At 67.9% G+C, this 22110-nt stretch carries 23 protein-coding genes; 12 read left to right on the top strand and 11 right to left on the bottom strand.

All coding sequences use genetic code 11. The features are described from left to right. Nucleotides 1–9 precede the first annotated feature (9 nt). Nucleotides 10–2277 carry an NADP-dependent malic enzyme gene (locus FA702_RS10005; RefSeq protein ID WP_136956032.1) on the top strand — a complete coding sequence of 756 codons (2268 nt, stop codon included), beginning with the start codon at nucleotides 10–12 and terminating at the stop codon, nucleotides 2275–2277. Between the two features lie 13 nt (nucleotides 2278–2290). Here the strand turns inward: FA702_RS10005 and FA702_RS10000 are convergent, their stop codons facing one another. Beyond that, on the bottom strand, nucleotides 2291–2866 hold the full coding sequence (locus FA702_RS10000; protein ID WP_136956031.1) for a TetR family transcriptional regulator: 576 nt from the start codon (nucleotides 2864–2866) through the stop codon (nucleotides 2291–2293). 67 nt (nucleotides 2867–2933) lie between these two features. Here FA702_RS10000 and FA702_RS09995 point away from each other — a divergent pair, with 67 nt between their 5' ends. Then, the gene (locus FA702_RS09995) at nucleotides 2934–3983 is read left to right on the top strand and encodes an aromatic ring-hydroxylating dioxygenase subunit alpha (RefSeq protein ID WP_136956030.1); all 1050 of its coding nucleotides are present in this window, start codon (nucleotides 2934–2936) and stop codon (nucleotides 3981–3983) included. On the opposite strand, the gene thiS is transcribed toward FA702_RS09995, so the two are convergent. Next, complete coding sequence (gene thiS / locus FA702_RS09990; RefSeq protein WP_136956029.1) at nucleotides 3984–5003, bottom strand: sulfur carrier protein ThiS; 1020 nt, start codon at nucleotides 5001–5003, stop codon at nucleotides 3984–3986. Nucleotides 5004–5072: 69 nt separating this feature from the next. Next, nucleotides 5073–5444: a MerC domain-containing protein gene (locus tag FA702_RS09985; RefSeq protein WP_136956028.1), complete on the bottom strand. Its 372-nt coding sequence runs from the start codon at nucleotides 5442–5444 to the stop codon at nucleotides 5073–5075. Nucleotides 5445–5551: 107 nt separating this feature from the next. Between FA702_RS09985 and FA702_RS09980 the strand changes: the two genes are divergently transcribed. The 5 genes from FA702_RS09980 (at nucleotide 5552) to FA702_RS09960 (ending at nucleotide 8941) form a co-directional block, all read left to right on the top strand. After that, complete coding sequence (locus tag FA702_RS09980) at nucleotides 5552–6625, top strand: COX15/CtaA family protein (RefSeq protein ID WP_136956027.1); 1074 nt, start codon at nucleotides 5552–5554, stop codon at nucleotides 6623–6625. A gap of 6 nt (nucleotides 6626–6631) precedes the next feature. Beyond that, nucleotides 6632–6961, top strand: a complete 330-nt coding sequence (cutA, locus tag FA702_RS09975; protein ID WP_136956026.1) for a divalent cation tolerance protein CutA — start codon at nucleotides 6632–6634, stop codon at nucleotides 6959–6961. Nucleotides 6962–7128: 167 nt separating this feature from the next. Beyond that, entirely contained in the window at nucleotides 7129–7608 is a 480-nt protein-coding gene (rplM, locus tag FA702_RS09970; protein WP_124810456.1) for a 50S ribosomal protein L13, read from the top strand. After that, nucleotides 7608–8162: a 30S ribosomal protein S9 gene (rpsI, locus tag FA702_RS09965; protein WP_136956025.1), complete on the top strand. Its 555-nt coding sequence runs from the start codon at nucleotides 7608–7610 to the stop codon at nucleotides 8160–8162. The genes rplM and rpsI overlap by 1 nt, the downstream gene beginning before the upstream one ends. Before the next feature lie 86 nt (nucleotides 8163–8248). Then, nucleotides 8249–8941, top strand: a complete 693-nt coding sequence (locus FA702_RS09960) for an HPP family protein (RefSeq protein WP_136956024.1) — start codon at nucleotides 8249–8251, stop codon at nucleotides 8939–8941. Nucleotides 8942–8953: 12 nt separating this feature from the next. Here the strand turns inward: FA702_RS09960 and FA702_RS09955 are convergent, their stop codons facing one another. Both FA702_RS09955 and FA702_RS09950 read right to left on the bottom strand, forming a co-directional pair. After that, on the bottom strand, nucleotides 8954–9418 hold the full coding sequence (locus FA702_RS09955) for a hypothetical protein (protein ID WP_136956023.1): 465 nt from the start codon (nucleotides 9416–9418) through the stop codon (nucleotides 8954–8956). A gap of 84 nt (nucleotides 9419–9502) precedes the next feature. Then, a complete protein-coding gene (locus tag FA702_RS09950; protein WP_136956022.1) occupies nucleotides 9503–11185 on the bottom strand; it encodes an NAD+ synthase in 1683 nt (560 codons plus the stop codon). A 221-nt stretch (nucleotides 11186–11406) separates the two neighbouring features. Here FA702_RS09950 and FA702_RS09945 point away from each other — a divergent pair, with 221 nt between their 5' ends. Next, complete coding sequence (locus FA702_RS09945) at nucleotides 11407–12342, top strand: ribose-phosphate pyrophosphokinase (protein WP_136956021.1); 936 nt, start codon at nucleotides 11407–11409, stop codon at nucleotides 12340–12342. 12 nt (nucleotides 12343–12354) lie between these two features. On the opposite strand, the gene FA702_RS09940 is transcribed toward FA702_RS09945, so the two are convergent. Beyond that, nucleotides 12355–13299 (bottom strand): helix-turn-helix domain-containing protein, encoded by a 945-nt coding sequence (locus FA702_RS09940; RefSeq protein ID WP_136956020.1) that lies wholly within the window; start codon nucleotides 13297–13299, stop codon nucleotides 12355–12357. Between the two features lie 244 nt (nucleotides 13300–13543). On the opposite strand from FA702_RS09940, the gene FA702_RS09935 reads away from it, so the two are divergent. From FA702_RS09935 to FA702_RS09925, 3 genes are all read left to right on the top strand, one after another. Continuing rightward, on the top strand, nucleotides 13544–14323 hold the full coding sequence (locus tag FA702_RS09935) for an inositol monophosphatase family protein (RefSeq protein ID WP_136956019.1): 780 nt from the start codon (nucleotides 13544–13546) through the stop codon (nucleotides 14321–14323). Between the two features lie 25 nt (nucleotides 14324–14348). After that, nucleotides 14349–14828: a gamma-glutamylcyclotransferase gene (locus FA702_RS09930; protein WP_136956018.1), complete on the top strand. Its 480-nt coding sequence runs from the start codon at nucleotides 14349–14351 to the stop codon at nucleotides 14826–14828. 99 nt (nucleotides 14829–14927) lie between these two features. Then, entirely contained in the window at nucleotides 14928–15644 is a 717-nt protein-coding gene (locus FA702_RS09925) for an MgtC/SapB family protein (protein ID WP_136956017.1), read from the top strand. A 9-nt stretch (nucleotides 15645–15653) separates the two neighbouring features. On the opposite strand, the gene der is transcribed toward FA702_RS09925, so the two are convergent. Then, entirely contained in the window at nucleotides 15654–17033 is a 1380-nt protein-coding gene (der, locus tag FA702_RS09920; protein WP_136956016.1) for a ribosome biogenesis GTPase Der, read from the bottom strand. Nucleotides 17034–17197: 164 nt separating this feature from the next. Between der and FA702_RS09915 the strand changes: the two genes are divergently transcribed. Beyond that, a complete protein-coding gene (locus FA702_RS09915; protein ID WP_370385460.1) occupies nucleotides 17198–18052 on the top strand; it encodes a CHAP domain-containing protein in 855 nt (284 codons plus the stop codon). Nucleotides 18053–18063: 11 nt separating this feature from the next. On the opposite strand, the gene mmsB is transcribed toward FA702_RS09915, so the two are convergent. The 4 genes from mmsB to FA702_RS09895 all read right to left on the bottom strand — a co-directional run bounded on the left by mmsB (nucleotide 18064) and on the right by FA702_RS09895 (nucleotide 22103). After that, nucleotides 18064–18933 carry a 3-hydroxyisobutyrate dehydrogenase gene (mmsB, locus tag FA702_RS09910; RefSeq protein WP_136956015.1) on the bottom strand — a complete coding sequence of 290 codons (870 nt, stop codon included), beginning with the start codon at nucleotides 18931–18933 and terminating at the stop codon, nucleotides 18064–18066. 109 nt (nucleotides 18934–19042) lie between these two features. Next, on the bottom strand, nucleotides 19043–19828 hold the full coding sequence (locus tag FA702_RS09905; protein ID WP_136956014.1) for an enoyl-CoA hydratase-related protein: 786 nt from the start codon (nucleotides 19826–19828) through the stop codon (nucleotides 19043–19045). A 62-nt stretch (nucleotides 19829–19890) separates the two neighbouring features. Next, on the bottom strand, nucleotides 19891–20964 hold the full coding sequence (locus tag FA702_RS09900; protein ID WP_136956013.1) for an enoyl-CoA hydratase/isomerase family protein: 1074 nt from the start codon (nucleotides 20962–20964) through the stop codon (nucleotides 19891–19893). Next, a complete protein-coding gene (locus FA702_RS09895; RefSeq protein ID WP_136956012.1) occupies nucleotides 20961–22103 on the bottom strand; it encodes an acyl-CoA dehydrogenase family protein in 1143 nt (380 codons plus the stop codon). The genes FA702_RS09900 and FA702_RS09895 overlap by 4 nt, the downstream gene beginning before the upstream one ends. Nucleotides 22104–22110: the final 7 nt, after the last annotated feature.

Below are 22110 nucleotides of genomic sequence, written 5' to 3'. Positions count from 1 at the left end.
AGCATTTGCATGTCAGAGGAAAGCAACGTCCGTTTCACCGAACGCGAGGCGTTGTTCTACCACAACACGATCCGGCCCGGCAAAATCGAGATCATCGCCAGCAAGCCCATGGCGACGCAGCGCGATCTCAGCCTTGCCTATTCGCCCGGCGTGGCCGTGCCCGTGCGCGCCATCGCGGACGATCCGGCGACGGCCTATGACTATACCGCCAAGGGCAACCTGGTCGCGGTGATCTCCAACGGTACGGCCATCCTCGGCCTCGGCAATCTGGGGGCGCTCGCCTCGAAGCCGGTGATGGAAGGCAAGGCGGTGCTGTTCAAGCGCTTCGCCGACGTCGATTCGATCGACATCGAAGTCGCCACCGAAGACCCGGAAGCCTTCATCAACGCGGTGGCGCTGCTGGAGCCCAGCTTCGGCGGCATCAACCTGGAAGACATCAAGGCGCCCGAATGCTTCATCATCGAACAGGCGCTGCGCGAACGCCTGAAGATTCCGGTGATGCACGATGACCAGCACGGTACCGCGATCATCACCGCCGCCGGCCTCGTCAATGCCTGCCATCTGACTGGGCGCGATCTCAAGGACGTGAAAGTCGTGGTCAATGGCGCGGGCGCGGCGGCGATCGCCTGCACCGCGCTGATCAAGGCGATGGGCGTGCGCCACGACAACGTCATCATGTGCGACCGTTCGGGCACGATCTGGCGCGGCCGGTCCGACGGCATGGACCAGTGGAAAAGCGCGCACGCGGTTGATACGCCGGCGCGCACGCTGGAAGAGGCGCTGGTGGGCGCGGACATCTTCCTGGGCCTGTCCGCCGCCGGCGCGCTCAAGCCGGAATACGTCAAGGCCATGGCCCCGCAGCCGATCATCTTCGCGATGGCCAATCCCGATCCGGAAATCACGCCGCCCGAAGCCAAGGCGGCCCGGCCGGACTGCATCATCGCCACCGGCCGTTCGGACTATCCGAACCAGGTCAACAACGTGCTGGGCTTCCCCTTCATCTTCCGCGGCGCGCTGGACGTTCGGGCGACCGCGATCAACGAGGAGATGAAGATCGCCGCCGCCGAGGCGATCGCCGAACTGGCCCGTCGCCCGGTGCCGGAGGAAGTCGCCGCCGCCTATGGCGGGCAGTCGATGCAGTTCGGGCACGACTACATCATTCCCGCGCCGTTCGATCCGCGCCTGATGGAAGTGGTGTCCTCCGCCGTGGCCAAGGCGGCGATGGATTCGGGCGTGGCGATGAAGCCGATCGAGGATTTCGACGCCTATCGCCACGATCTGAAGGCGCGGCTCAACCCGACGACCTCGGTGCTGACCAACGTCTATGCCCAGGTGAAGCGCAACCCCAAGCGGGTGGTCTTCGCCGAGGCGGAGAACGAGGTGGTGCTGCGCGCCGCCGTGCAGTTCCGCGATTTCGGCTATGGCGAACCGGTGCTGGTGGGCCGCGATCAGCTGGTGCGCGACAAGCTCGTCGAACTCGGCATCGGTAATCCGGACAGCTTCGAGATCCACAATTCGGCGATCAGCCCGCACGTGCCGGCGATGGTCGAGATGCTCTATGAACGGCTCCAGCGGCGCGGCTTCCTGGAGCGCGACGTGCGCCGCATGGTCAACCAGGATCGCAACGTCTTCGCCTCGGCACTGGTCAAGCTCGGCCATGCCGATGCTCTGATCACCGGCATGACGCGCACCTTCTCGCAGACGCTGAAGGAAGTGCGGCAGGTGCTCGATCCCGCGCCGGGCAAGGTGCCCTTCGGGATTCACCTGATGGTCGCCAAGAACTACACCGTGTTCCTGGCCGATACGACCGTCAACGAGCGGCCGAGCGCGGAAGACCTGGCCCACATGGCGGTGGAAACGGCGGCCGTCGCCCGCCGCATGGGTCACGAACCGCGCGTGGCGTTCCTGTCGTTCTCCACCTTCGGCAATCCGATGGGGCGCTGGGTGGAGCCGATCCGCGGCGCGGTTTCGATCCTGGACGAGACGAACCCCGGCTTCGAATACGAAGGCGAAATGGCGCCCGATGCCGCGCTCAACCCCAAGGTCATGGCGAACTACCCGTTCAGCCGCCTGTCGGGGCCGGCCAACGTGCTCATCATGCCGGGGCTGCAATCGGCCAACATCTCGGCCAAGCTGCTGCGCGAACTGGCGGGCAACGCGGTGATCGGGCCGATGCTGCTGGGCATGGAAAAGCCCGTGCAGATCGCGCCGATGACCGCGATCGCGCCGGACATCCTCACCCTGGCCGTGCTCGCGGCGGCCGGTGTGGCGCAGTAACGCCCGGACGCGATCAAGACGACGCGGGGACGGCCTCGATGACGAGGCCGTCCACCAGCGCCTGCAGGCCGCGCTCGAAACTTTCCTCCAGATCGAACATCCCGGTCAGGAACGCGTGCATCGCGGCGTTCTCGCGATAGATCGACCAGCCCAGCGACAGCGACAGCACGGCGGCTTGCGCTTCCAGCGCCTGTTCGCGGCTAAACCCGCGCTTCACCAGCGGCGCGGCCATGCCCGCGGCCGTTTCGTCGCTGGCCTGCGCAAGCGGCCGCGCCGAAGCCAGCAACCGGGCGGCATCGCGATGGCGCGCCAGGCTGCGGCATAGCCCCCGGCCCAACGCCAGCAGCCATGCGCGCGCGTCGAGGCCGTCGTGCAGGCCGGCGCGCGCCTCGGCATAGAGCGCTTCGGCCATCAGCCCGACCAGCGCGGCCTTGTCGCGCACGTGCCAGTACAGCGCTGGTGCCTGCACCGACAGCCGCGCCGCCAGCGCCCGCATCGTCACGCCATCCAGCCCCGCTTCGTCGAGCAGGGCAAAGGCGGCGGCAACGATGCCGGAGCGATCGATCGCAATGTCGCGGTGGCGGGCCATCGTTCCCGTTTGACAATTTAACGACGTTAAGTAAACTCGGGTCGTCGGTTTTTGGGAGAGAAGCCCGATGATTCATGTGCGCAACGCCTGGCACGTGGCCTGCTGGTCGATGGACCTGGAAGCGGGCAAGCCCTTCGCGATAACCATGGCCAACGATCCCGTGGTGATCTTCCGCGCCGAAAGCGGGCGCGTCGTGGCGCTGGAGGACCGCTGCGTTCACCGGCTGGCGCCGCTGTCGCTGGGCCGGTGCGAGGGCGAGGCGCTGCGCTGCCTGTACCACGGCCTGAAGTTCGAGGCGGATGGCCGGTGCAGCGACATTCCGGGGCAGGAGACGATCCCGGCCACCGCCCGCGCGCGCAGCTATCCCGTGGTGGACCGGCACAGCTGGATATGGGTCTGGCTGGGCGATCCCGCGCGGGCCGATCCCGCGCTGATCCCGCCGGCGGTCGGGTTCGACGATCCGGACTACATTCTCGGCCGGGGCCAGCTCGATTATGCCGCTGAGGCCCGGCTGATCCACGACAATCTGTGCGATTTCACGCACCTGGCCTTCGTCCATGCCAACAGCTTCGGCGCGGACGAGGAATGGGCGCGCACGCGGCCCAAGGTCACGCAACTGCCGCGCGGCGTGCGGTTCGAACGCTGGGTCCGCGGGCAGAACCGCAGCACGATCAACGGTGGCCTGGAGCCGGTCGACCTGTGGAGCTGCTATGAATACCACGTGCCGGGCATCCTGCTGATGCCCAGCGCCAGCTATCCCGCCGGAACCGCCGACCGGCTGCGCGATGCGCCGCCGCCGCCCGATCTGCCCAGGACCGGGGTCACCTTTACCAGCCAGGCCGTGACCGCGCTGACCGACCGCACCAGCCGCTATTTCTTTAGCTGGGGGCCGCATCGCGACCATGGCGACGATGCGCTGCGCGATCGGCTGATGGGCGTGGCGGCCATGGCCTTTGCCGAGGACAAGACCATGATCGAGGCGCAGCAGAAAGTGATCGACCGCGATCCCGCCCACCCGGTCCTGCCGGTGACGTTCGACAAGGGCGTGGTGCTGTACAACCGCCTGGTCGAACGGCTGGCGCGCGAGGAGCGGGAAGGCGTTTCCGTCGCGGCCTGATCAGATCAGGCCGGCCAGCGGGCTGGAGGGATCGGCGTACTTCCGCGTTCCCATCCGGCCCGCGCGGTAGGCTTCGCGGCCGGCTTCGGTTGCCAGCTTCATCGCCCGCGCCATGCGCACCGGGTCCTTCGCCTCGGCGATCGCGGTGTTCATCAGCACGCCGTCGCAACCCAGTTCCATCGCCACCGCCGCGTCCGACGCGGTGCCCACGCCGGCATCGACCAGCACCGGCACGCTGGCGCCTTCCACGATCAGCCGGATCATCACCCGGTTCTGGATGCCAAGGCCCGAACCGATCGGTGCGCCCAGCGGCATGACCGCGACCGCGCCGGCGCTTTCCAGCTGCTTCGCCGCGATTGGATCGTCCGAACAATAGACCATCGGCAGGAAGCCTTCGTTGGCCAGGATTTCCGTGGCGCGCAGCGTTTCGCGCATGTCGGGATAGAGCGTCTTCGCCTCGCCCAGCACCTCCAGCTTGACCAGATCCCAGCCGCCCGCCTCGCGCGCCAGGCGCAGCGTGCGGATCGCGTCCTCGGCGGTGAAGCAGCCCGCGGTATTGGGCAGGTAGGTGATTTTCTTCGGATCGATGAAGTCCGTCAGCATCGGCGCCTTGGGATCGGAAATGTTCACGCGGCGCACGGCGACGGTGACGATCTCCGCGCCCGAGGCGGCGACGGCGGCGGCGTTCTGGGCAAAGTCCTTGTACTTGCCGGTGCCCACGATCAGGCGCGAGCGGAAGGTGCGGCCTGCCACGGTCCAGCTGTCATCGTCGTTCACGGCCCGCATTCCTTCTTCTTGTCCGCCGCCCACGAAGTGGACGATCTCCAGCACGTCGCCATCCGCCAGCGCCACGTTGGCCAGAGTCGAACGCGGCGCGATCTCGCCGTTGCGCTCGACCGCGACCTTGGCCGGATCGAGCCCGATGTCGCGCACCAGATCGGCGATCGAACCCGGCGCGGCGCGGCGCGGCTCGCCATTGACGGTGATCGAAAGCGAAGCGGGGGAAGGGCTGGCATTCATGCCCGCCGCTTTAGCGTGCGGGGCGCGGCGCGCAAGCGTGCGCTCAGGGGCAGGAACAGCAGTAGCCGCTCAGCAGCCGCGCCGCATGTTGAGGAGGTGCGCCGTTGCCACCAGCACCACGCCGCCGATGGTCAGCACCGCTTCCTGCGTGCCGTGCCCGGTCACGACCGCCGCCGCCATCAGCGCCAGGCCGGTTCCGCCCACGGCCAGCGGCAGCACATGGCCGTGCCGCAGCGCGCCCAGGCCGATTGTGGTGGCGCCGACCGTCAGGGCCAGCACCAGCCCGATGCGATGGATCGCCGGGTCCAGCAGTACACCACCGCCCACGCCGAGCAGGCCGACCAGAAACACGCCGGCCAGGCAATGCAGCAGGCACAGCCCCGAAAGGAGCACGCCGAACCGGTCGAGCCGGGAACGCAGGGCCTGCAGCGCGTCATTCATGGCAGTGCATATATGTTACATTGTATCATTGCACAAGAGGGCATGACCGCCCCGGAGCAGGATTCGCGCTTGCGCTGGCGTGATGTCGGTGGGACAGGCTTCTGCCCATGGAATCCGCGATCCCCTCTCCGTTCGCCGCCCCCCGTGAAGTGCGCGCCGCACCGCTGGCCATTGCCCGCTGGCTGCTGATCGTGGCGGCGATGGTGGCGATGATCGTCGTGGTCGGCGGGGTGACGCGGCTGACCGAATCGGGGGTTTCGATCACCGAATGGAAGCCGGTAACCGGCGCCCTGCCGCCGCTGACCGACGCGCAGTGGCAGGCCGAGTTCGACGCCTATCGCCAGACGCCGCAATATCGGCTGGTCAACGGCCCGGCGGGCATGACGCTGGCGGACTACAAGTTCATCTTCTTCTGGGAATGGGTCCACCGCCTGCTGGCGCGCACGATCGGCATGGTCTTCGCGCTGCCGCTGGCGTGGTTCTGGGTGAAGGGGCGCATTCCGGCGGGCTACAAGCCGCGCCTGCTGGCGCTGCTGGCGCTGGGCGGGCTGCAGGGCGCGGTCGGCTGGTGGATGGTGCAGTCCGGCATCGTCCACGACGTCAAGGTCAGTCACTTCCGTCTGGCCGCGCACCTGCTGGTCGCGTTGGTGACGCTGGCCGGCCTCGTATGGACCGCGCTGGACCTGTGTGCGCTGGCGCGGGGCCGGGCGCGGTCGCGGCTGACCGGTTTTGCCGCGCTGGCACTGGCGATGCTGGTGCTGCAACTGTTCTATGGTGCGCTGCTGGCGGGCCTGCGCGCGGGCACGGCGGCCGGGGGCGGCTGGTTCAACTGGGATGCCTGGCCGCTAATGCAGGGGAGCCTGTTCCCCGCCGGGATCGACTGGTCGCACGGCGGGGCGCACGCCTTCCTGTCCGATCCGTTCCTCGTCCATTTCGTCCACCGCTGGTGGGCCTGGGCGGTGGTGGCGGTGCTGGTGGTGATGGGGCGCAAGCTGCGCAAGGCGCAGGCGCGGTCCGCCTCCGTCGCCATCCATAGCGCTTTCGGCACGCAGATCCTGCTCGGCATCGCCACGGTGATGAGCGGCGTGGCGATCTGGATCGCGGTGGCGCACCAGCTTGTCGGCGCGCTGCTGGTGGCCGCGACGACGTGGGGCGCGCACGCGCTCGGCCAGAAGCGCTGATTCGCGATGGCGGATGGCGTGGCGCTGATCTGGAGCCCGTTCGCCAGCAGCGCGGATGCGGAAGCCGCCGCCGGAACGCTGCTCGATGCCGGGCTGATCGCCTGCGCCAATATCCTGCCGGGCATGATCTCGCTCTATATCTGGCAGGGCGAGCGCGGGCGTGGCGAGGAAGTGGCGATGCTGTGCAAGACGACCGCTGCCGCGCTCGATGCCGCCGTGGCGAAACTGGCGGAAATCCATCCTTACGCTTGCCCCGCGATCCTCGGCTGGCGCGCCGATGCGGCGCCGCCAGCCACGCTCGCCTGGCTGGTCGCGGAGACCGGTAAAAACGCTTAAAACACCGCGCAAGAGCGGGGTTGAAGTGAGAAGGTATTATTTTACCTCCTCGAAAACCCGCGCGAATGCTTGACTCGGCAGGGCTCTTGCAACAAAGGCGCGCTTCCTCACTGCGATGCGGGCCTTTTGTCTGCGTGCGGTGCACAGATTAGGGAACCGTTCCAGCCATGAAGGCTCTCAGCAAGGTCACCCGGTCGATTAAGCCGGCCGAGGTTGAAAAGAAGTGGCATCTGATCGATGCCGATGGGTTGGTGCTTGGCCGTCTCGCCGTCATCATCGCCAACATCCTGCGCGGCAAGCACAAGCCGAGCTTCACCCCGCACGTCGATTGCGGCGATCACGTCGTCGTCATCAACGCGGACAAGGTGCGCCTCACGGGCAACAAGCTCAAGGCGAAGACCTATTACAAGCACACCGGCTATGCCGGCGGCATCAAGGCGGTTACCGCCGACAAGGTGCTGGGCGGCCGCTTCCCCGAGCGCGTGCTCGAAAAGGCGGTGGAACGCATGATCCCGCGCGGCCCGCTCGGCCGTGACCAGATGCGCGCGCTCCACCTCTATGCCGGTACCGAGCATCCGCACGGCGGCAACCAGCCCGAAGCGTTCGATGTCGCTTCGCTCAACCGCAAGAACAAGGTGGGCGCATAATGTCGGATACCCCCAACACCACCGATTCCGTTTCGAGCCTGGCGGATCTCAAGAACCTGACCGCCGCCGCTCCGGCTGCGGAGGCTCCGGCCGCTGCCGCTGGTGACGCCGCTCCGGTCGTCCCCGCCGCTCCCGCCGCGCCGCTGCGCGATCGCGAAGTGGACGCCTATGGCCGTTCCTATGCCACCGGCCGCCGCAAGGACGCCGTGGCCCGCGTGTGGCTGAAGCCCGGTTCGGGCAAGATCGTGGTCAACGGCCGCGATCAGGAAGTTTACTTCGCCCGCCCGACGCTGCGCCTCGTCATCAACCAGCCCTTCCAGGTCGCTGGTCGCGAAGGCCAGTACGATATCATCGCCACGGTCAAGGGCGGCGGTCTCTCGGGTCAGGCCGGCGCGGTGAAGCACGGCATCGCGCAGGCGCTGTCGAAGTTCGAGCCGGCGCTGCGTGGCGCCGTCAAGGCCGCTGGCTTCCTCACCCGCGACAGCCGCGTGGTCGAGCGCAAGAAGTACGGCCGGGCCAAGGCTCGCCGCAGCTTCCAGTTCTCGAAGCGCTAAGTCTTTCGGCCTCACGGTCGATTTCGAAAGAGGGGCTGGCGCTTGCCGGCCCCTTTTTTGTTGCCCTGTCTCAAGCGGAGTAACCCATGGCCTTCCTTCCCGCCGCCGGCGGCAGACTGGGCTGGGCGCGCGGCGCCTTGGGCGCGCTTATCGGGATCGCCGTGGCGGGCGTGCTGACGCGCTTTCTCGCGCAGGCGGGTCTGCCGGGGATGGCATCGCCTGGGCTGCCCTGGCTGGTCGCGCCGCTCGGTGCCGCCGCCGTGCTGGTCTTCGCGGTCCCGGCCAGCCCGCTGGCGCAACCCTGGCCCGTGATCGGCGGCAACCTCATTTCGGCCGCCGTGGGTCTTGCGGCCGGCCACTGGATCGCCGCGCCATGGCTCGCCGCTAGCCTGGGCGTGGGCTGCGCGATCGCGCTGATGGCAATGGCGCGCTGCCTGCACCCGCCCGGCGGAGCCTGCGCGCTGCTCTGCGCGCTGGGCGCTGGCGCGAACGGCTGGGGCTGGTCTTTCCTGCTGATGCCGCTGGCCCCGAACGTGCTGGCGCTGGCCGCTTCCGGGTGGCTCTACAACCGGCTGACCGGCCACCCCTGGCCGCACCATCCCGCGCCGCCGCCCGTGCTGCCACGGGATACCTGGGCCGGCACCTACGACATCGCCGATCTCGATGCGGTGCTGGCGGATTGGGACGAAGTGCTCGACATCGACCGCGAGGATCTCGACGCCCTGTTCCGCGCGCTGGAGCGGCGCGTGCAGGCGCGCTGGGAAAGCGCGCGCCAGTAACGGGTCTGGACGCTAGGCGGGGCAGGCCTGCAACAGCGCGACGGCGCGCACGGTGGCGTCGAACAGGCGATCGTGCCGGTCGCTTCGCACGAAGCCGGCGATCGTGGCGTCAAAACGCGCGCGATCGCCAAGGCAGGTCGAACGGACCAGTTCGGCCAGCGTCGCCTCGTCGGGCGACATGACAAGGCAGCACGGGCGATTGACCATGAAGGCCTCGGGCCAGGTGGTCACGATCGTGCGGACCAGATCGTGCACGCCGACGGCAGCCTCGACGCTGCGATAGCGCTGGGCCAGGTCCGGCACCGGATCGCGCGCGGCCCGTTCGAACAGCGCGCACAGCCGCATCGCCATCACCGTGTGCAGCCCGATCAGCGAGAGGGCGCGGATGTCCTGCGGGCGGGCCATCGCGCGCACGGTTTCGGCGAAGCGTCCGGGCGGCACGCCCGGCGCACCGGCGCTGTGAGTCTGGGCAGGCATCGGAACTCCCTTTCTTGCGATCAATTCGCAAGGAGATTATGCGCGCCGTTCCCGCCCGTCAATGCGAATCATTCGCAATAAGGGTCAGGCCGTGCGGAAGCCGTGCGAGATCGGATAGCGCCGGTCGCGCCCGAAGTTGCGCATTCCCAGCTTTACGCCGGGGGGCGCCTGGCGCCGCTTGTATTCGGCCACGTGCAGCAGCCGCTCGATCCGCACCACCACATCGCGGTCGAAACCCTCGGCAACCAGCTGCTCAACGCTCTTTTCGTGCTCCACCAGCCCGAACAGGATCGCGTCGAGCACGTCGTAGGGCGGCAGCGAATCCGAATCCTTCTGATCGGGCCGCAGTTCGGCGCTGGGCGGCTTGGTGATTACCCGATCGGGCATGACCGCGCCGTCCGGCCCCAGACCGATCTTGGGCTTGCGCGTGTTGCGCCAGCGCGAAACCGCGAAGACCGTGGTCTTGTAGGCATCCTTGAGCGGGTTGTAGCCGCCGTTCATGTCGCCGTAGATCGTGGCGTAGCCCACGCTCATCTCGCTCTTGTTGCCGGTCGTCACCAGCATCGGGCCGAACTTGTTCGACAGCGCCATCAGGGTAACGCCGCGAATGCGCGACTGGATGTTCTCCTCGGTCAGATCGGGCTTGCGGCCGGCGAAGGCCGGGGCCAGCATCTCGGCAAAGCCCGCCACCGCCGGTTCGATCGGGATCGTGTCGATCCGGCACCCCAGCAGCCGCGCGCATTCGGCCGCGTCCTCGAGACTTTCGGCGCTGGTATAGCGGCTGGGCAGCATCACGCACCACACCCGGTCCGCGCCCAGCGCATCGACCGCGATCGCCGCGCACAACGCCGAATCGATCCCGCCCGACAGCCCCAGCACCACGCCGGGGAAGCGGTTCTTCTCCACGTAGTCGCGCAGCGCCATCACCATCGCGCAATAGATGTCCTCGGGATGTTCGGTCGGTTCGTTCACCTCCGCCGGCTCGCACCGCCAGCGGTAACCCGCGCCCACCGGCACGCGGTTCCAGCGGGTGTGGACGATCGCCTCTTCCCAGTCGGGCAGCTGCGCCCACAGCGCGCCTTCGGGGCCGACCACGAAGCTCGCCCCGTCGAACACGATCTCATCCTGCCCGCCCACGCGGTTCAGGTAGGCCAGCGGAATGCCGGTATCGATCGCGCGGCGCTTGGCCACGCCATCGATGCGCAGCACGTCCTTGTCGATCTCGTAGGGGCTGCCGTTGACGCAGATGAAGATGTCCGCGCCAAGTTCGGCCAGGTGGCGGCAGACGTCGGGGTGCCAGATGTCCTCGCAGATCGGCAGACCCAGCATCGCGCCCTTGAACAGCACCGGCTCGGGCAGCGGCCCGGGCAGGAAATAGCGCTTTTCATCGAACGTGCCGTAGTTGGGCAGTTCGTACTTGAAGCGCGTGGCGACGACCTTGCCGCCATCGAGCAGCGCCACCCCGTTGTGCAGCGCGCCATCGCGCACGAAGACCGAGCCGACCAGCATGGCGGGGCCGCTGTCCGCCGTGGCTTCGGCCAGCCGGGTCAGCTCGCGCGCGGCGCGTTCGATCAGCGCCGGTTTCTGGATCAGATCCTCCGGCGGATAGCCGACAAGCTGCATTTCCGGGAACACGATCAGATCGCAGGCCCCGTCCGTCTCCGCGATGGCGCGGCGGCGCGCGGCCAGCATCGTGTCGGCATTGCCGGCAAGATCGCCAACGGTCTGGTTCAACTGGGCAAGGGTGATCGTGAGAGTATCGGCCATGCCCCGTTCCTAGGCGGCAACGCCCTGCGCGGGCAAGTCACCATGCGCCCGTTCGGGAGCAAAGCCCGGAATGACGCGGTAATGGTGGGCCGTTGGTGGGGGACGAATGTGTCTCTGCCGTTGCAAAGCTGTCATCTTGGGCTAAGGGCGCGGGAAAGACCATCAGTCCGTCTGGTTCATTCTGTCAGGTCCACGGTTTCAGGCTCATTGGGGAACGACGCATGAAGATCATGTCCGGCAACGGCAACCTGCCTTTGGCGCGCGCCATCGCGGCTTATCTCGAACTGCCGTTGACCGACGCTTCGGTGCGCCGTTTCGCCGACGAGGAAGTCTTCGTCGAAATCCACGAGAACGTGCGCGGCGAGGACGTGTTCATCGTCCAGTCGACCAGCTATCCCGCCAACGACAACCTGATGGAATTGCTGATCTGCATCGACGCGCTGCGCCGCGCCTCGGCCCGCCGGATCACCGCTGTTGTCCCCTATTTCGGCTATGCCCGCCAGGACCGCAAGCCGGGGCCGCGCACGCCGATCTCGGCCAAGCTCGTCGCCAACCTGATTACCGAGGCGGGCGCCGACCGCGTGCTGTCGGTCGATCTCCACGCCGGCCAGATCCAGGGCTTCTTCGACATCCCGACCGACAACCTCTATGCCGCCCCGGTGATGGCGGCGGACATCCAGACCCGCTACGGCGGGCAGCCGCTGATGGTCGTTTCGCCCGACGTGGGCGGCGTGGTGCGCGCCCGCGCGCTGGCCAAGCGGCTGGACAACGCGCCGCTCGCCATCGTCGACAAGCGGCGCGACCGCCCCGGCCAGTCCGAGGTGATGAACATCATCGGCGACGTGAAGGGGCGCATGTGCATCCTGATCGACGACATCATCGATTCGGGCGGCACGCTGTGCAACGCCGCGCAGGCGCTGATGGACGCCGGCGCCATCGGCGTTTCGGCCTATATCACCCATGGCGTGCTGTCGGGCGGCGCGGTGGCGCGCGTGGCCGGGTCCGCGCTCAAGGAACTGGTCATCACCGACACCATCCTGCCGACCGACGCGACCAAGGAATGCAACCGCATCCGCGTGCTGACCATCGCGCCGCTGATCGGCGAGGCGGTGCGCCGCATTGCCGATGAAAGCTCGGTCTCCAGCCTGTTCGACTGATCCGGCGCGGACCTACTGCCAGGGACGGATCTGCCCCGGCTGGATGCGTTCGATCATTTCCAGCCGGCGCGATTGCCGCGTTTCCAGCGCCAGGGTCATCAGCGGTTGCGGCCGCGCCACGAACTGGCGCGGCGACATGCCGAACAGGTCGGTGAACTCGCGGATGAGGTGGCTCTGGTCGTAGTAGCGCAGCGACAGCGCCTCGGCTTCGTCGTGGTCGGCCACGCCGCGCAAGTGGCTCGCCATGTCGAGCGCGCGGGCGCGGCGCAGCACCTGCTTGGGCGGCATGCCGAAATCGCGGCGCACGCACCGTTCCAGCCGGCGCTGCTCCACGCCCATCTCCCGCGCGAAGCGCGTGACCGTGATCGAGGGATCGACGAAAGCCTCGGCCTCGAAGCGCGCGGTCAGCGGTTCGGGAATCTCACTCCCCCGCGCCGCGATGATCTGGCGCATTTCGTCCTCCATCGCGCGGCACCAATCCTCGGGCGTGCCATCCGGATCGAACAGGTCCAGCCAGCGCTGGCCGGAAAGGCCGATGTCGTCCAGCGGGCAGATCCGGTCGAGATGATCGCGGGCCGCCGGGCCACGCAGCGCATGGCAGGCTCCCGGGCGCAGCGTGAGACCCACGCTGGTGAAGCTGCCCCGCACCGAAACCGGCATGCGCCGCGTGTGCGGGCCGAAGAACAACGCCTCGCCTTCGGAATGCAGGCGCCCGTCGGCGGTGTCAGCAGTCCATTGTCCGCGCAACTGGATACGGAAGAACGGGGTGTCGTTGAACAGGCCGCAATCGAGAAGATAATCGTCCGGCATTTCCACGACGGTCACATAGAGCCGCCCGATCCACGGGGCGAGATCCGCCGCCGGCGCGCGGTTGTAGGACAAGGGTTGGCCGTCGCGCGTCACCCCCGCCGCGGACGCGATCGACCGGTCGATCGCCGGCCTCGTATTGCGAGACATTGTTGCTCCCCGAATGACGAACAGCTTGCTGCTCGCCGTCTATCCCGACCCCTCCGGCGTGTCTGTGTCACCGGTCACGCCCATGGTGAAAATTTGCTTTCACTGTCAATAACTTCCATGCCGATAGCGAGTGATCTGGCGCACTGCCGACCGGTGCGTTTGCGCACAGGCCGATACCTCCTTTCCGTGACGCGACCCGCGTTGTCCTTGACCGGCATGCCGACAGCGGGCCAAAGCGGAAGCCATGAAACTGGACGACGATATCGCCCTCGCCCTGCGCCTTGCCGATGCCGCCGGCGCGGCCATACGCCCCTATTTCCGCGCTGTCGAAGCCGAACGCAAGGGGGATGCCACCCCGGTGACGCTGGCGGACCGCGCGGCGGAGGAAGCGATGCGTCGCATCCTGACCGCCGAAGTCCCGCGCGATGCCGTGATCGGCGAGGAGTTCGGGGCGACCACCGGATCTTCCGGCCGGAGCTGGGTGCTCGATCCGATCGATGGAACCGCTGGTTTTCTCGCCGGCCGCGCGCTGTTCGGCACGCTGATCGCGCTGGTGGTGGAAGGTTTTCCGGTGCTGGGCGTGATCGACCAGCCGATTTCCGGCGAACGCTGGGTGGGTGCGACGGGCCGCCCAACCACGCTCAACGGCCAGCCGGTGCGCACCCGCGCTTGCCGCAGCCTGGCCGACGCCACGCTGGCGACCACCGGCCCGCACTATTTCAACGACCACGATGGCGCGCACTTCATGGGCCTGGCGGCCAAGACCGACCACAAGCGCATGGTCATGGGCGGGGATTGCTACAACTACGCCATGCTCGCGACGGGGCAGCTCGATGTCGTCTGCGAAGCCAATCTCAAGCTGCACGACTGGGCCGCACTGGTCCCCGTGGTCGAAGGCGCGGGCGGCACTATGGCGGACTGGAACGGCAATCCGCTGCACGCCGGGTCCGACGGCTACGTCATCGCGCTGGGCGATCCGGCGCGGCTCGACGACGTGGTCGAGGCGCTGGCCTGCGGGCACTGAGCGCTGCCAGGAACCGGCGGGCGCGATGAAGAAACGGTTCTTCTTCTACGGCACGCTGACCCATGCCCACGACAATCCGGTGACGCGCGCCGTGCTGCCGCTGCTCGGCCCGGCGCGGCGGGGCTGGGTACGCGGCCGGCTGCACGCCGTGCGCCACGGCGAAGGCTGGTATCCGGTGCTGAAGCCCGTGAGCGCCGGCAGCGTATCCGGCCGCGCGTTCGGCTATGTCTATGACAGTGGGCCGCGCTTCACCCGCGCCACGCTGCGGCTGCTGGATTCCTACGAGAACTGCGATCCGCGCCGGCCCGCGCGGTCGGAATATCGCCGGCGCACGGTGACCGTTCATGTGCCGGGACAAGGCACCGTCCGCGCCGATGCCTATCTGTTCAACCGGCCGCTGCACCCGGGCCTTTGCCCCATACCGGGCGGGGATTTCGCCGCCTTCATCGCCGCCCGTGGCCTGTCCGCGCTGGGGTCGGGCCGCGCGGGCGCGCGTCGGAGGTAAGGCAGGGGCGCTGACGGCGGGTCTTTTCACCGTCACAGTCCTGTCGCATGGGCGGGTCGGGGATTCGCCGGCGGATAGCCACGGAAAAGGCGGTGCGGGATGCGCTTTCAGGAAACCTTTCATCTGGTGCCCTACCTCGATTCGCTGGTGAGCTACGCGGCGGCGCTGCTGTTCGGCGCGCTGATCGGGGCGGAACGGCAGTATCGCCAGCGCACGGCCGGCCTCCGGACCAATGCGCTGGTCGCGCTGGGCGCGGCGGCGTTCGTCGATCTGGGCCAGCGGCTGGCCGGCGATGCCGAAGCGGTGCGCGTGATTTCCTACGTCGTTTCGGGCGTCGGTTTTCTGGGCGCTGGGGTGATCATGAAGGAGGGCAAGAACGTGCGCGGCCTGAACACGGCCGCAACGCTCTGGTGCTCGGCCGCCGTGGGCACCTGCGCGGGTACGGACATGCTGGCCGAAGCCGTGACGCTGACCGTGTTCGTCGTGGCCGGCAACACGCTGCTCCGTTTTGTCGTGAACGCGATCAACCGCATCCCGCTGGCCGCCGCGTCGCTGGAAGCGACGTACTGGGTGACGGTCACCACCGACACGGCCAACGCCGACAGGCTGCGCGACCTGCTGGTCGATCACCTCGAACTGATGCGCTATCCGGTTGCCGATACAGAACTGGTCGAACGCGCCGAGGACACGGTCGAAGTCCGCGCCCGCCTGGTCAGCACGGCGGCGGCCGAGAAGGATCTCGATGCGATCGCCGCGCATCTGGAACGGACGCACGCAGTGGCCCACGCCACCTGGGAAGTGCAGACGCACGACTGAGCGCGCGCGTTACTTCGCGAACGGGTTCTTCGGGCTGCGCAGCGTCAGGCGGATCGGCACGGCATCGAACCCCAGCTCGCGCCGGATGCCGTTGATCAGGTAGCGCCGGTAGCTTTCGGGCAGCATGTCGAGCCGGGTGCCGAACAGCACGAAGCCGGGCGGGCGCGTCTTGGCCTGCGTGATGTAGCGCAGCTTGATCCGCTTGCCGCCCGGCGCCGGCGGCGGATTGGCGGACAGCGCATCGTCGAACCAGCGGTTGAGCGCGGCGGTGGGCACGCGGCAGCTCCACGCATCGCGAATGTCGAAGGCCACGGACAGCAAGGTGTCCAGCCCCTTGCCCGTGCGCGCCGATACGGCCACCAGCGGAACGCCGCGCACTTGCGCCAGCCCTTCGTCCAGCGCGGCGCGCACGCCGTTGAACAGGCCGCTGGCGTCCTCGGCCACGTCCCACTTGTTGATCGCGATGACGAGCGCGCGGCCTTCCTCCAGCACCATCGACGCGATCTTGAGGTCCTGATGCTCCAGCCCGCGCGTGGCATCGAGCAGCAGGACGACGACCTCGGCAAAATCGATCGCGCGGCGCGCATCGGCGACCGAAAGCTTCTCCAGCTTTTCGACGACCTGCGATTTCTTGCGCATCCCGGCCGTGTCGATCAGGCGAATCGGGCGGGTCTTGCCGCTCTTGGGATCGTTCCAGTCCCAATCGATCGCGATCGAATCGCGGGTGATTCCCGCCTCCGGGCCGGTCAGCAGGCGATCCTCGCCCAGCATGCGGTTGATCAGCGTGGACTTGCCCGCGTTGGGCCGTCCGACCACGGCCAGCTTGAGAATCGATTCGGGATCGTATTCCGCTTCCTCGCCGTCTTCCTCGCCGTCCTCGGCATCGGCTTCGCGTTCGCCGATCAGCGGGTACAGCGCCTCGAACAGGTCGCCCATGCCCTCGCCATGTTCGGCCGAAACGCCCACGGGATCGCCGAAACCCAGCGAATAGGCCTCAAGCAGCCCCGCTTCGCCCGCGCGCCCTTCGGCCTTGTTGGCGAGGAGAATCACCGGAAGGGTATGTTCGCGCAGATAGCGGCCGATCTCTTCGTCCAGCGGCGTGATGCCGGCGCGCGCGTCCACCACGAACAGCGCCACATCGGCGCCGGTTAACGATGCCTCGGTCTGCTGGCGCATCCGGCCGGGTAGGCTGGACGGGTCCTCGTCCTCCCATCCGGCGGTGTCGACGATGGTGAATTCGAGGCCGAGCAGCGTCGCCTCGCCGAAGCGGCGATCGCGCGTGACGCCCGGCTGATCGTCCACCAGCGCCAGCTTTTTCCCCACGAGGCGGTTGAAAAGCGTGGATTTGCCGACGTTGGGACGCCCTATGATGATGACTTGCGGATGCATCGCCCACCGTTGGCCCGCGCGCGCGGCGATGGCAAGGACGGTTTGGCGCGAATCGTCCGCAAACCGGCCTTTCCGCACCTCCGTAATCGCCGTTCGGCGCTTTAAATGCGTGTTAACTACATCGGTGAGGGTGATTCTTACCTTACCGGCAGAAAATTGCCGGCATGAAGGGATTGACCGGCAAAATCGCGGCGCTGGCCGTATCGGGAGCCGTATGGGGCTCGGCGAACGTGGCGCACGCCGCGCCCGCGACGTTGCAGGCAGCCGGCGCGGCCGCGATGACGCGTCAGCAGGATGCGGATGGCGATCCGGACGCGCTGCCCTATCTCCAGTGCGTGCCCTATGCGCGGCAGGTTTCGGGCATCGGTATCTATGGCGACGCGCTGACCTGGTGGGATCAGGCGGCGGGGCGCTATGCCCGCGGCCACCAGCCGCGCGTGGGCGCGGTGATGAGCTTCCGGCCCTATGGCGGCATGGAACTGGGCCATGTCGCTGCGGTCAGCCGCATTATCGATTCGCGCACGGTGCTGCTGCGCCATGCCAACTGGTCGCCGATCAACGGCCGGCGCGGGCAGATCGAGAAAGACGTGCGCGCGGTCGACGTCTCGCCCGAAAACGACTGGAGCGAAGTGCGCGTGTGGTACGCCCCGATCGCCGATCTCGGCACCACGCGCTGGCCGGTCAACGGCTTCATCTATAACGAGAAACCGCGCAAGAACGAACGCCTGACGGTATTGGCGTCGGCCAGCGCGGCCACTCCGGCGCGCGCGCCGCTAATGGCGCGCGCCGAACCCGCACGGAGCGCGACCGGCCGCGGCGCAGGCGGCATTGGCGCGGACTTCCTGAAGGGTATCGCGTCCGAATCGCGCGGCACGTCGGCTCCGGCGGCCCTGCGCCCGGCCCGGCAGACTCTTGCCGCCAATGCGCCCCGTACCCCGGCGGCCCGCACCAAGCCGGCACGCGCCGGGGCGATGGACAGCGACCCGATCGGTCGGATCATCGCCGCGCGGATGCGCTGATCCCGCCGGAATCAGAGCGTGCGGATGATCGCCGAGAAATCGAGGCCCCCGTTGCCGGCGGCGGCGAAGGCTTCGTAGAGTTCTTCCGCCCGCGTGCCCATCGGCACCTGCGATCCGGCATCGCGCGCGGCGGCAACCGCCAGCTTGAGGTCCTTGAGCATCAGCGCGGTGGCGAAACCGCCCTGGTAATCGTTGTCCGCCGGGCTCTGCGGCCCCACGCCGGGCAGCGGGCAATAGCTGGTCATCGACCACGACTGGCCGGAAGCCTTCGACGAGATGTCGTAGAACACCTGCGGATCGAGGCCGAGCTTCTGCGCCATGGCAAAGGCTTCGCAGGTGGCGATCATCGTCGCGCCCAGGATCATGTTGTTGCAGATCTTGGCCGCCTGTCCGGCGCCGCTGCCGCCGGCATGGATCACCGCCTTGCCCATCGCCGCCAGGATCGGCTCCGCCCGCGCGAAAGCCGCGTTATCGCCGCCCACCATGAACGTCAGCGTGCCGCCGTTCGCGGCGGCGATTCCGCCCGAAACGGGGGCGTCGACCATGGCATAGCCGGCGGTCGAGGCCGCTGCCGCGACCTTGCGCGCCGTGGCGACGTCGATCGTCGAGCAATCGAGCAGCAATGCTGTTTGCGGGGCCTGTCCGATCACGTCGGCGCCATAGACACTGTCCACGATCGCGCCGTTGGGCAGCATCGAGACCACGGCCTCCGCGCCCCGCACCGCCTCGCGCACCGAGGTATAGGTCGCGCAGCCGTTGCCCTTCGCCCGTGCCAGGGCATCGGGGGAAAGGTCGAAGGCATGAACCTCATGCCCGGCCTTGACCAGATTCGCGGCCATGCCGCCGCCCATGTTGCCGAGACCGATAAACGCGATTTTCATGCTGCTCCCCTCCCGCTGGCGGGAGGGGCCGGGGGTGGGCTCGCTCCCTTGCTCATGTGGGGCTGGCCCACTCCAACCCCTCCCGCCAGCGGGAGGGGCGATTCAAAGGTTACCGACCCGTCCAGACGCCGGGACGCTTCTCGATGAACGCGGCCATGCCTTCGGCCTTGTCCTCGGTGGCGGTCAGGATCTGGAACAGGCGGCGTTCGTAGAGCAGGCCCTGGTCGAGCGTGGTTTCGAACGCGGCGTTGACCATTTCCTTGTTGGCGATGGCCGCGACCGGCGGCATCGCGGCGATCGTCTCGGCCGTTTTCAGCGCGTCGGCCAGCAGGTCCGCAAGCGGCACGATCCGCGCGACCAGGCCCGAGCGTTCGGCTTCCTCGGCGCCCATCATCCGCCCGGTCAGGCACATTTCCATGGCCTTGGCCTTGCCCACCGCGCGCGTCAGGCGCTGCGAGCCGCCCATGCCCGGCGCAACGCCCAGCTTGATCTCCGGCTGGCCGAACTTCGCCGTGTCGGCAGCGATGATGAAGTCCGCCATCATCGCCAGTTCGCAGCCGCCGCCCAGCGCGAAGCCGTTCACCGCGGCGATCCACGGCTTGCGCGTGGTCTTGACCAGATGGCTGGTCCAGCGCGCGAAGAAATCCTGGTTGAAGAAATCGACCGCCGGCTTTTCCGCCATTTCCTTGATGTCCGCGCCGGCCGCAAAGGCCTTCTCGCCCGATCCGGTCAGCACCGCGCAGCGCTGCGCGGGATCGGCTTCGAACGCCGCGAAAGCGCCGATCAGGTCTTCCAGCACCTGCGAGTTCAGCGCGTTCAGCGCCTGCGGGCGGTTGAGCGTGATGAGCGTGACGGCGCCCTTCTGTTCGACCAGGATCGTTTCGTATTCGGCCATCTCAGCAGTCTCCAGATGTGTCGCCCGGGCGGGCAGCTACCCGCTCTCGCGGGAAGCGGCGCTCAAGGCAATGGCGTCCATTCCTCGTCCGCCGGCAGCGGGGCGAAGATCGCCTCGATCAGGTCGTCGGTCACGCCGTCGGGCGTGGCCGGATTCCAGCGCGGCGCGTGGTCCTTGTCGACGATCACCGCGCGCACGCCCTCGGCGAAATCGGGGCGGACCAGCACGCGGCTGGCCACGCGGTATTCCATCGCCATGTTGTCCGCGAAATCGGCGAGCGAAAGGCTGTCGTGCAATTGCCGCAGCGCCACCTTGCAGGTCTGCGGGCTCTTGTGCCCCAGCGTTTCCAGCGTCGCGCGCGCCCAGTCGCCGTCCTCGGCCGCCAGCGCGGCCAGGATGTCCTCGTAGCGGTCCGACGCAAACGTCCGCGCGATCGTTTCGGCCACGGCGGCGATCTTCGCTTCGGGCGGCACGGCGGCCAGCGCGTGGAGCGTGGCGGCGATAGCGGAAGGATCGGCGGCGATGCGCGCCTTGGCCTCCGCCGTGGCGGCGGACGGCAGATAGTGCGTGGCGAGACCGGCCCAGAGGCATTCCGCCCCGTCCAGCCGCGCTCCGGTCAGCGCCAGATACGGACCCAGCCGGTCGTGCAGCCGCGAAAGGTACCAGCCGCCGCCCACGTCCGGAAACAGGCCGATCCCGGTTTCGGGCATGGCGAGCCTGGTTGCCTCGGTCGCCACGCGGTATTGCGAAGGCCCGGCAAGACCCACGCCGCCGCCCATGGTGATCCCGTCCATGAACGCGACCACCGGCTTGGGATAGGTGAAGATCAGGTGGTTGAGCCGGTATTCGTCGAAGAAGAACTGGCGGCCCGATACGCCGCCATCGTTCAGCGCGGAGTTGCGCAGGAAGGCGATGTCGCCGCCCGCGCAGAACCCGCGCGACAGCTTGGGATCGCCGTCCGGCGAAACCGCGTGGTCGATCACCACCACCTGCACCGCCGGATCGTCGCGCCAGGCCAGCAACGCGTCAGTCATGGCGTGGACCATCGGCAGCGTCAGCGCGTGAATTGCCTTGGGGCGGTTGAGCGAAAGGAAGCCGGCGGCGCCTTCGGTGCGGATCAGAACGTCATCGGTCACTTCAACAGGTCCCTTCCCACGATCAGGCGCATCACCTCGTTGGTGCCTTCCAGGATGCGATGCACGCGCAGGTCGCGCCAGAAGCGTTCGATCGGGTAATCGCGCAGATAGCCATAGCCGCCGAACAGCTGGAGCGCGCGGTCGACCACCGAGGAGCCGTTGTCGGTCGCCAGCTTCTTGGCCATCGCCGAAAAGCGCGTGCGGTCGGGCGCGCCGGAAGTCACCTTGGCGGCGGCGAGGTAGAGCAGCGCGCGCGCCGCTTCCAGATCGGTCGCCATGTCGGCCAGCGTGAACTGGGTATTCTGGAACTCGGCGATCGCCTTGCCGAACTGCGCGCGGTCCTTGACGTAGCCGACCGCTTCATCGAGGCAGCGCTGCGCGCCGCCCAGCGAACAGGCGCCGATATTGAGCCGCCCGCCGTCCAGCCCGGCCATGGCGATGGCGAAGCCCTGTCCTTCCGCGCCGACGCGGTTGGCGACCGGCACTTTCACGTTGTCGAGGATGACCTGCGCGGTGGGTGAGGCGTTCCAGCCCAGCTTCTTCTCGGGCGCGCCGAAGCTGACGCCCGGCATGTCCTTCTCGATCACCAGGCAGGTGATGCCCTTCGGCCCATCGTCGCCGGTGCGCACCATCGTCACGTAGAGATCGTTCACCCCGCCGCCCGAGATGAACTGCTTTGTGCCGGTAACGACGTAGTGGTCGCCTTCGAGGCGGGCGGTGGTCTTGAGCGCCGCCGCGTCCGAACCGGAACCTGGTTCGGTCAGGCAATAGCTGGCCATCAGGTCCATGGTGACGAGGCCCGGCAGCGTGCGCGCCTTGATCGCGTCGCCACCGAACGTGTCGATCATCCACGCCGCCATGTTGTGGATCGAGATGAACGCGCTGGTCGCCGGGCAGCCATAGGCCATGGCTTCCATGATCAGCGCCGCTTCCAGCCGCCCGAGGCCGATGCCGCCCGCTTCCTCGCTGACATAGATCGCGCCGAAGCCGAGTTCGGCGGCGGCCTTGATCGTTTCGCGTGGAAACAGGTGTTCCTCGTCCCACTGCGCGGCGAAGGGCGTGATCGCGTCGGCGGTGAACCGCCGTGCCATCTCCTGAATCGCGAGCTGGTCCTCGGTAAGCTGGAACTGGTCGGTCATCTGGCGT

The sequence above is a fragment of the Novosphingobium sp. EMRT-2 genome, from assembly GCF_005145025.1.
Lineage (GTDB): Bacteria > Pseudomonadota > Alphaproteobacteria > Sphingomonadales > Sphingomonadaceae > Novosphingobium.
Note: the sequence above shows the minus strand (reverse complement) of the source record. Positions and strands in the feature narration are given on the sequence as shown.

Excerpts from the sequence above, each read along its gene's own strand:
- FA702_RS09985 (WP_136956028.1), bottom strand. The coding sequence starts at position 5,444 with ATGAATGACGCGCTGCAGGCCCTGCGTTCCCGGCTCGACCGGTTCGGC.
- FA702_RS09935 (WP_136956019.1), top strand. The coding sequence starts at position 13,544 with ATGAAACTGGACGACGATATCGCCCTCGCCCTGCGCCTTGCCGATGCC.
- rpsI (WP_136956025.1), top strand. The coding sequence starts at position 7,608 with ATGTCGGATACCCCCAACACCACCGATTCCGTTTCGAGCCTGGCGGAT.
- mmsB (WP_136956015.1), bottom strand. The coding sequence starts at position 18,933 with ATGAAAATCGCGTTTATCGGTCTCGGCAACATGGGCGGCGGCATGGCC.
- FA702_RS09940 (WP_136956020.1), bottom strand. The coding sequence starts at position 13,299 with ATGTCTCGCAATACGAGGCCGGCGATCGACCGGTCGATCGCGTCCGCG.
- FA702_RS09895 (WP_136956012.1), bottom strand. The coding sequence starts at position 22,103 with ATGACCGACCAGTTCCAGCTTACCGAGGACCAGCTCGCGATTCAGGAG.
- FA702_RS09950 (WP_136956022.1), bottom strand. The coding sequence starts at position 11,185 with ATGGCCGATACTCTCACGATCACCCTTGCCCAGTTGAACCAGACCGTT.
- FA702_RS09930 (WP_136956018.1), top strand. The coding sequence starts at position 14,349 with ATGAAGAAACGGTTCTTCTTCTACGGCACGCTGACCCATGCCCACGAC.
- FA702_RS09915 (WP_370385460.1), top strand. The coding sequence starts at position 17,198 with ATGAAGGGATTGACCGGCAAAATCGCGGCGCTGGCCGTATCGGGAGCC.
- FA702_RS09955 (WP_136956023.1), bottom strand. The coding sequence starts at position 9,418 with ATGCCTGCCCAGACTCACAGCGCCGGTGCGCCGGGCGTGCCGCCCGGA.
- thiS (WP_136956029.1), bottom strand. The coding sequence starts at position 5,003 with ATGAATGCCAGCCCTTCCCCCGCTTCGCTTTCGATCACCGTCAATGGC.
- FA702_RS09905 (WP_136956014.1), bottom strand. The coding sequence starts at position 19,828 with ATGGCCGAATACGAAACGATCCTGGTCGAACAGAAGGGCGCCGTCACG.
- FA702_RS09925 (WP_136956017.1), top strand. The coding sequence starts at position 14,928 with ATGCGCTTTCAGGAAACCTTTCATCTGGTGCCCTACCTCGATTCGCTG.
- FA702_RS10005 (WP_136956032.1), top strand. The coding sequence starts at position 10 with ATGTCAGAGGAAAGCAACGTCCGTTTCACCGAACGCGAGGCGTTGTTC.
- cutA (WP_136956026.1), top strand. The coding sequence starts at position 6,632 with ATGGCGGATGGCGTGGCGCTGATCTGGAGCCCGTTCGCCAGCAGCGCG.
- FA702_RS09995 (WP_136956030.1), top strand. The coding sequence starts at position 2,934 with ATGATTCATGTGCGCAACGCCTGGCACGTGGCCTGCTGGTCGATGGAC.
- rplM (WP_124810456.1), top strand. The coding sequence starts at position 7,129 with ATGAAGGCTCTCAGCAAGGTCACCCGGTCGATTAAGCCGGCCGAGGTT.
- FA702_RS09960 (WP_136956024.1), top strand. The coding sequence starts at position 8,249 with ATGGCCTTCCTTCCCGCCGCCGGCGGCAGACTGGGCTGGGCGCGCGGC.
- FA702_RS10000 (WP_136956031.1), bottom strand. The coding sequence starts at position 2,866 with ATGGCCCGCCACCGCGACATTGCGATCGATCGCTCCGGCATCGTTGCC.
- FA702_RS09945 (WP_136956021.1), top strand. The coding sequence starts at position 11,407 with ATGAAGATCATGTCCGGCAACGGCAACCTGCCTTTGGCGCGCGCCATC.
- FA702_RS09980 (WP_136956027.1), top strand. The coding sequence starts at position 5,552 with ATGGAATCCGCGATCCCCTCTCCGTTCGCCGCCCCCCGTGAAGTGCGC.
- der (WP_136956016.1), bottom strand. The coding sequence starts at position 17,033 with ATGCATCCGCAAGTCATCATCATAGGGCGTCCCAACGTCGGCAAATCC.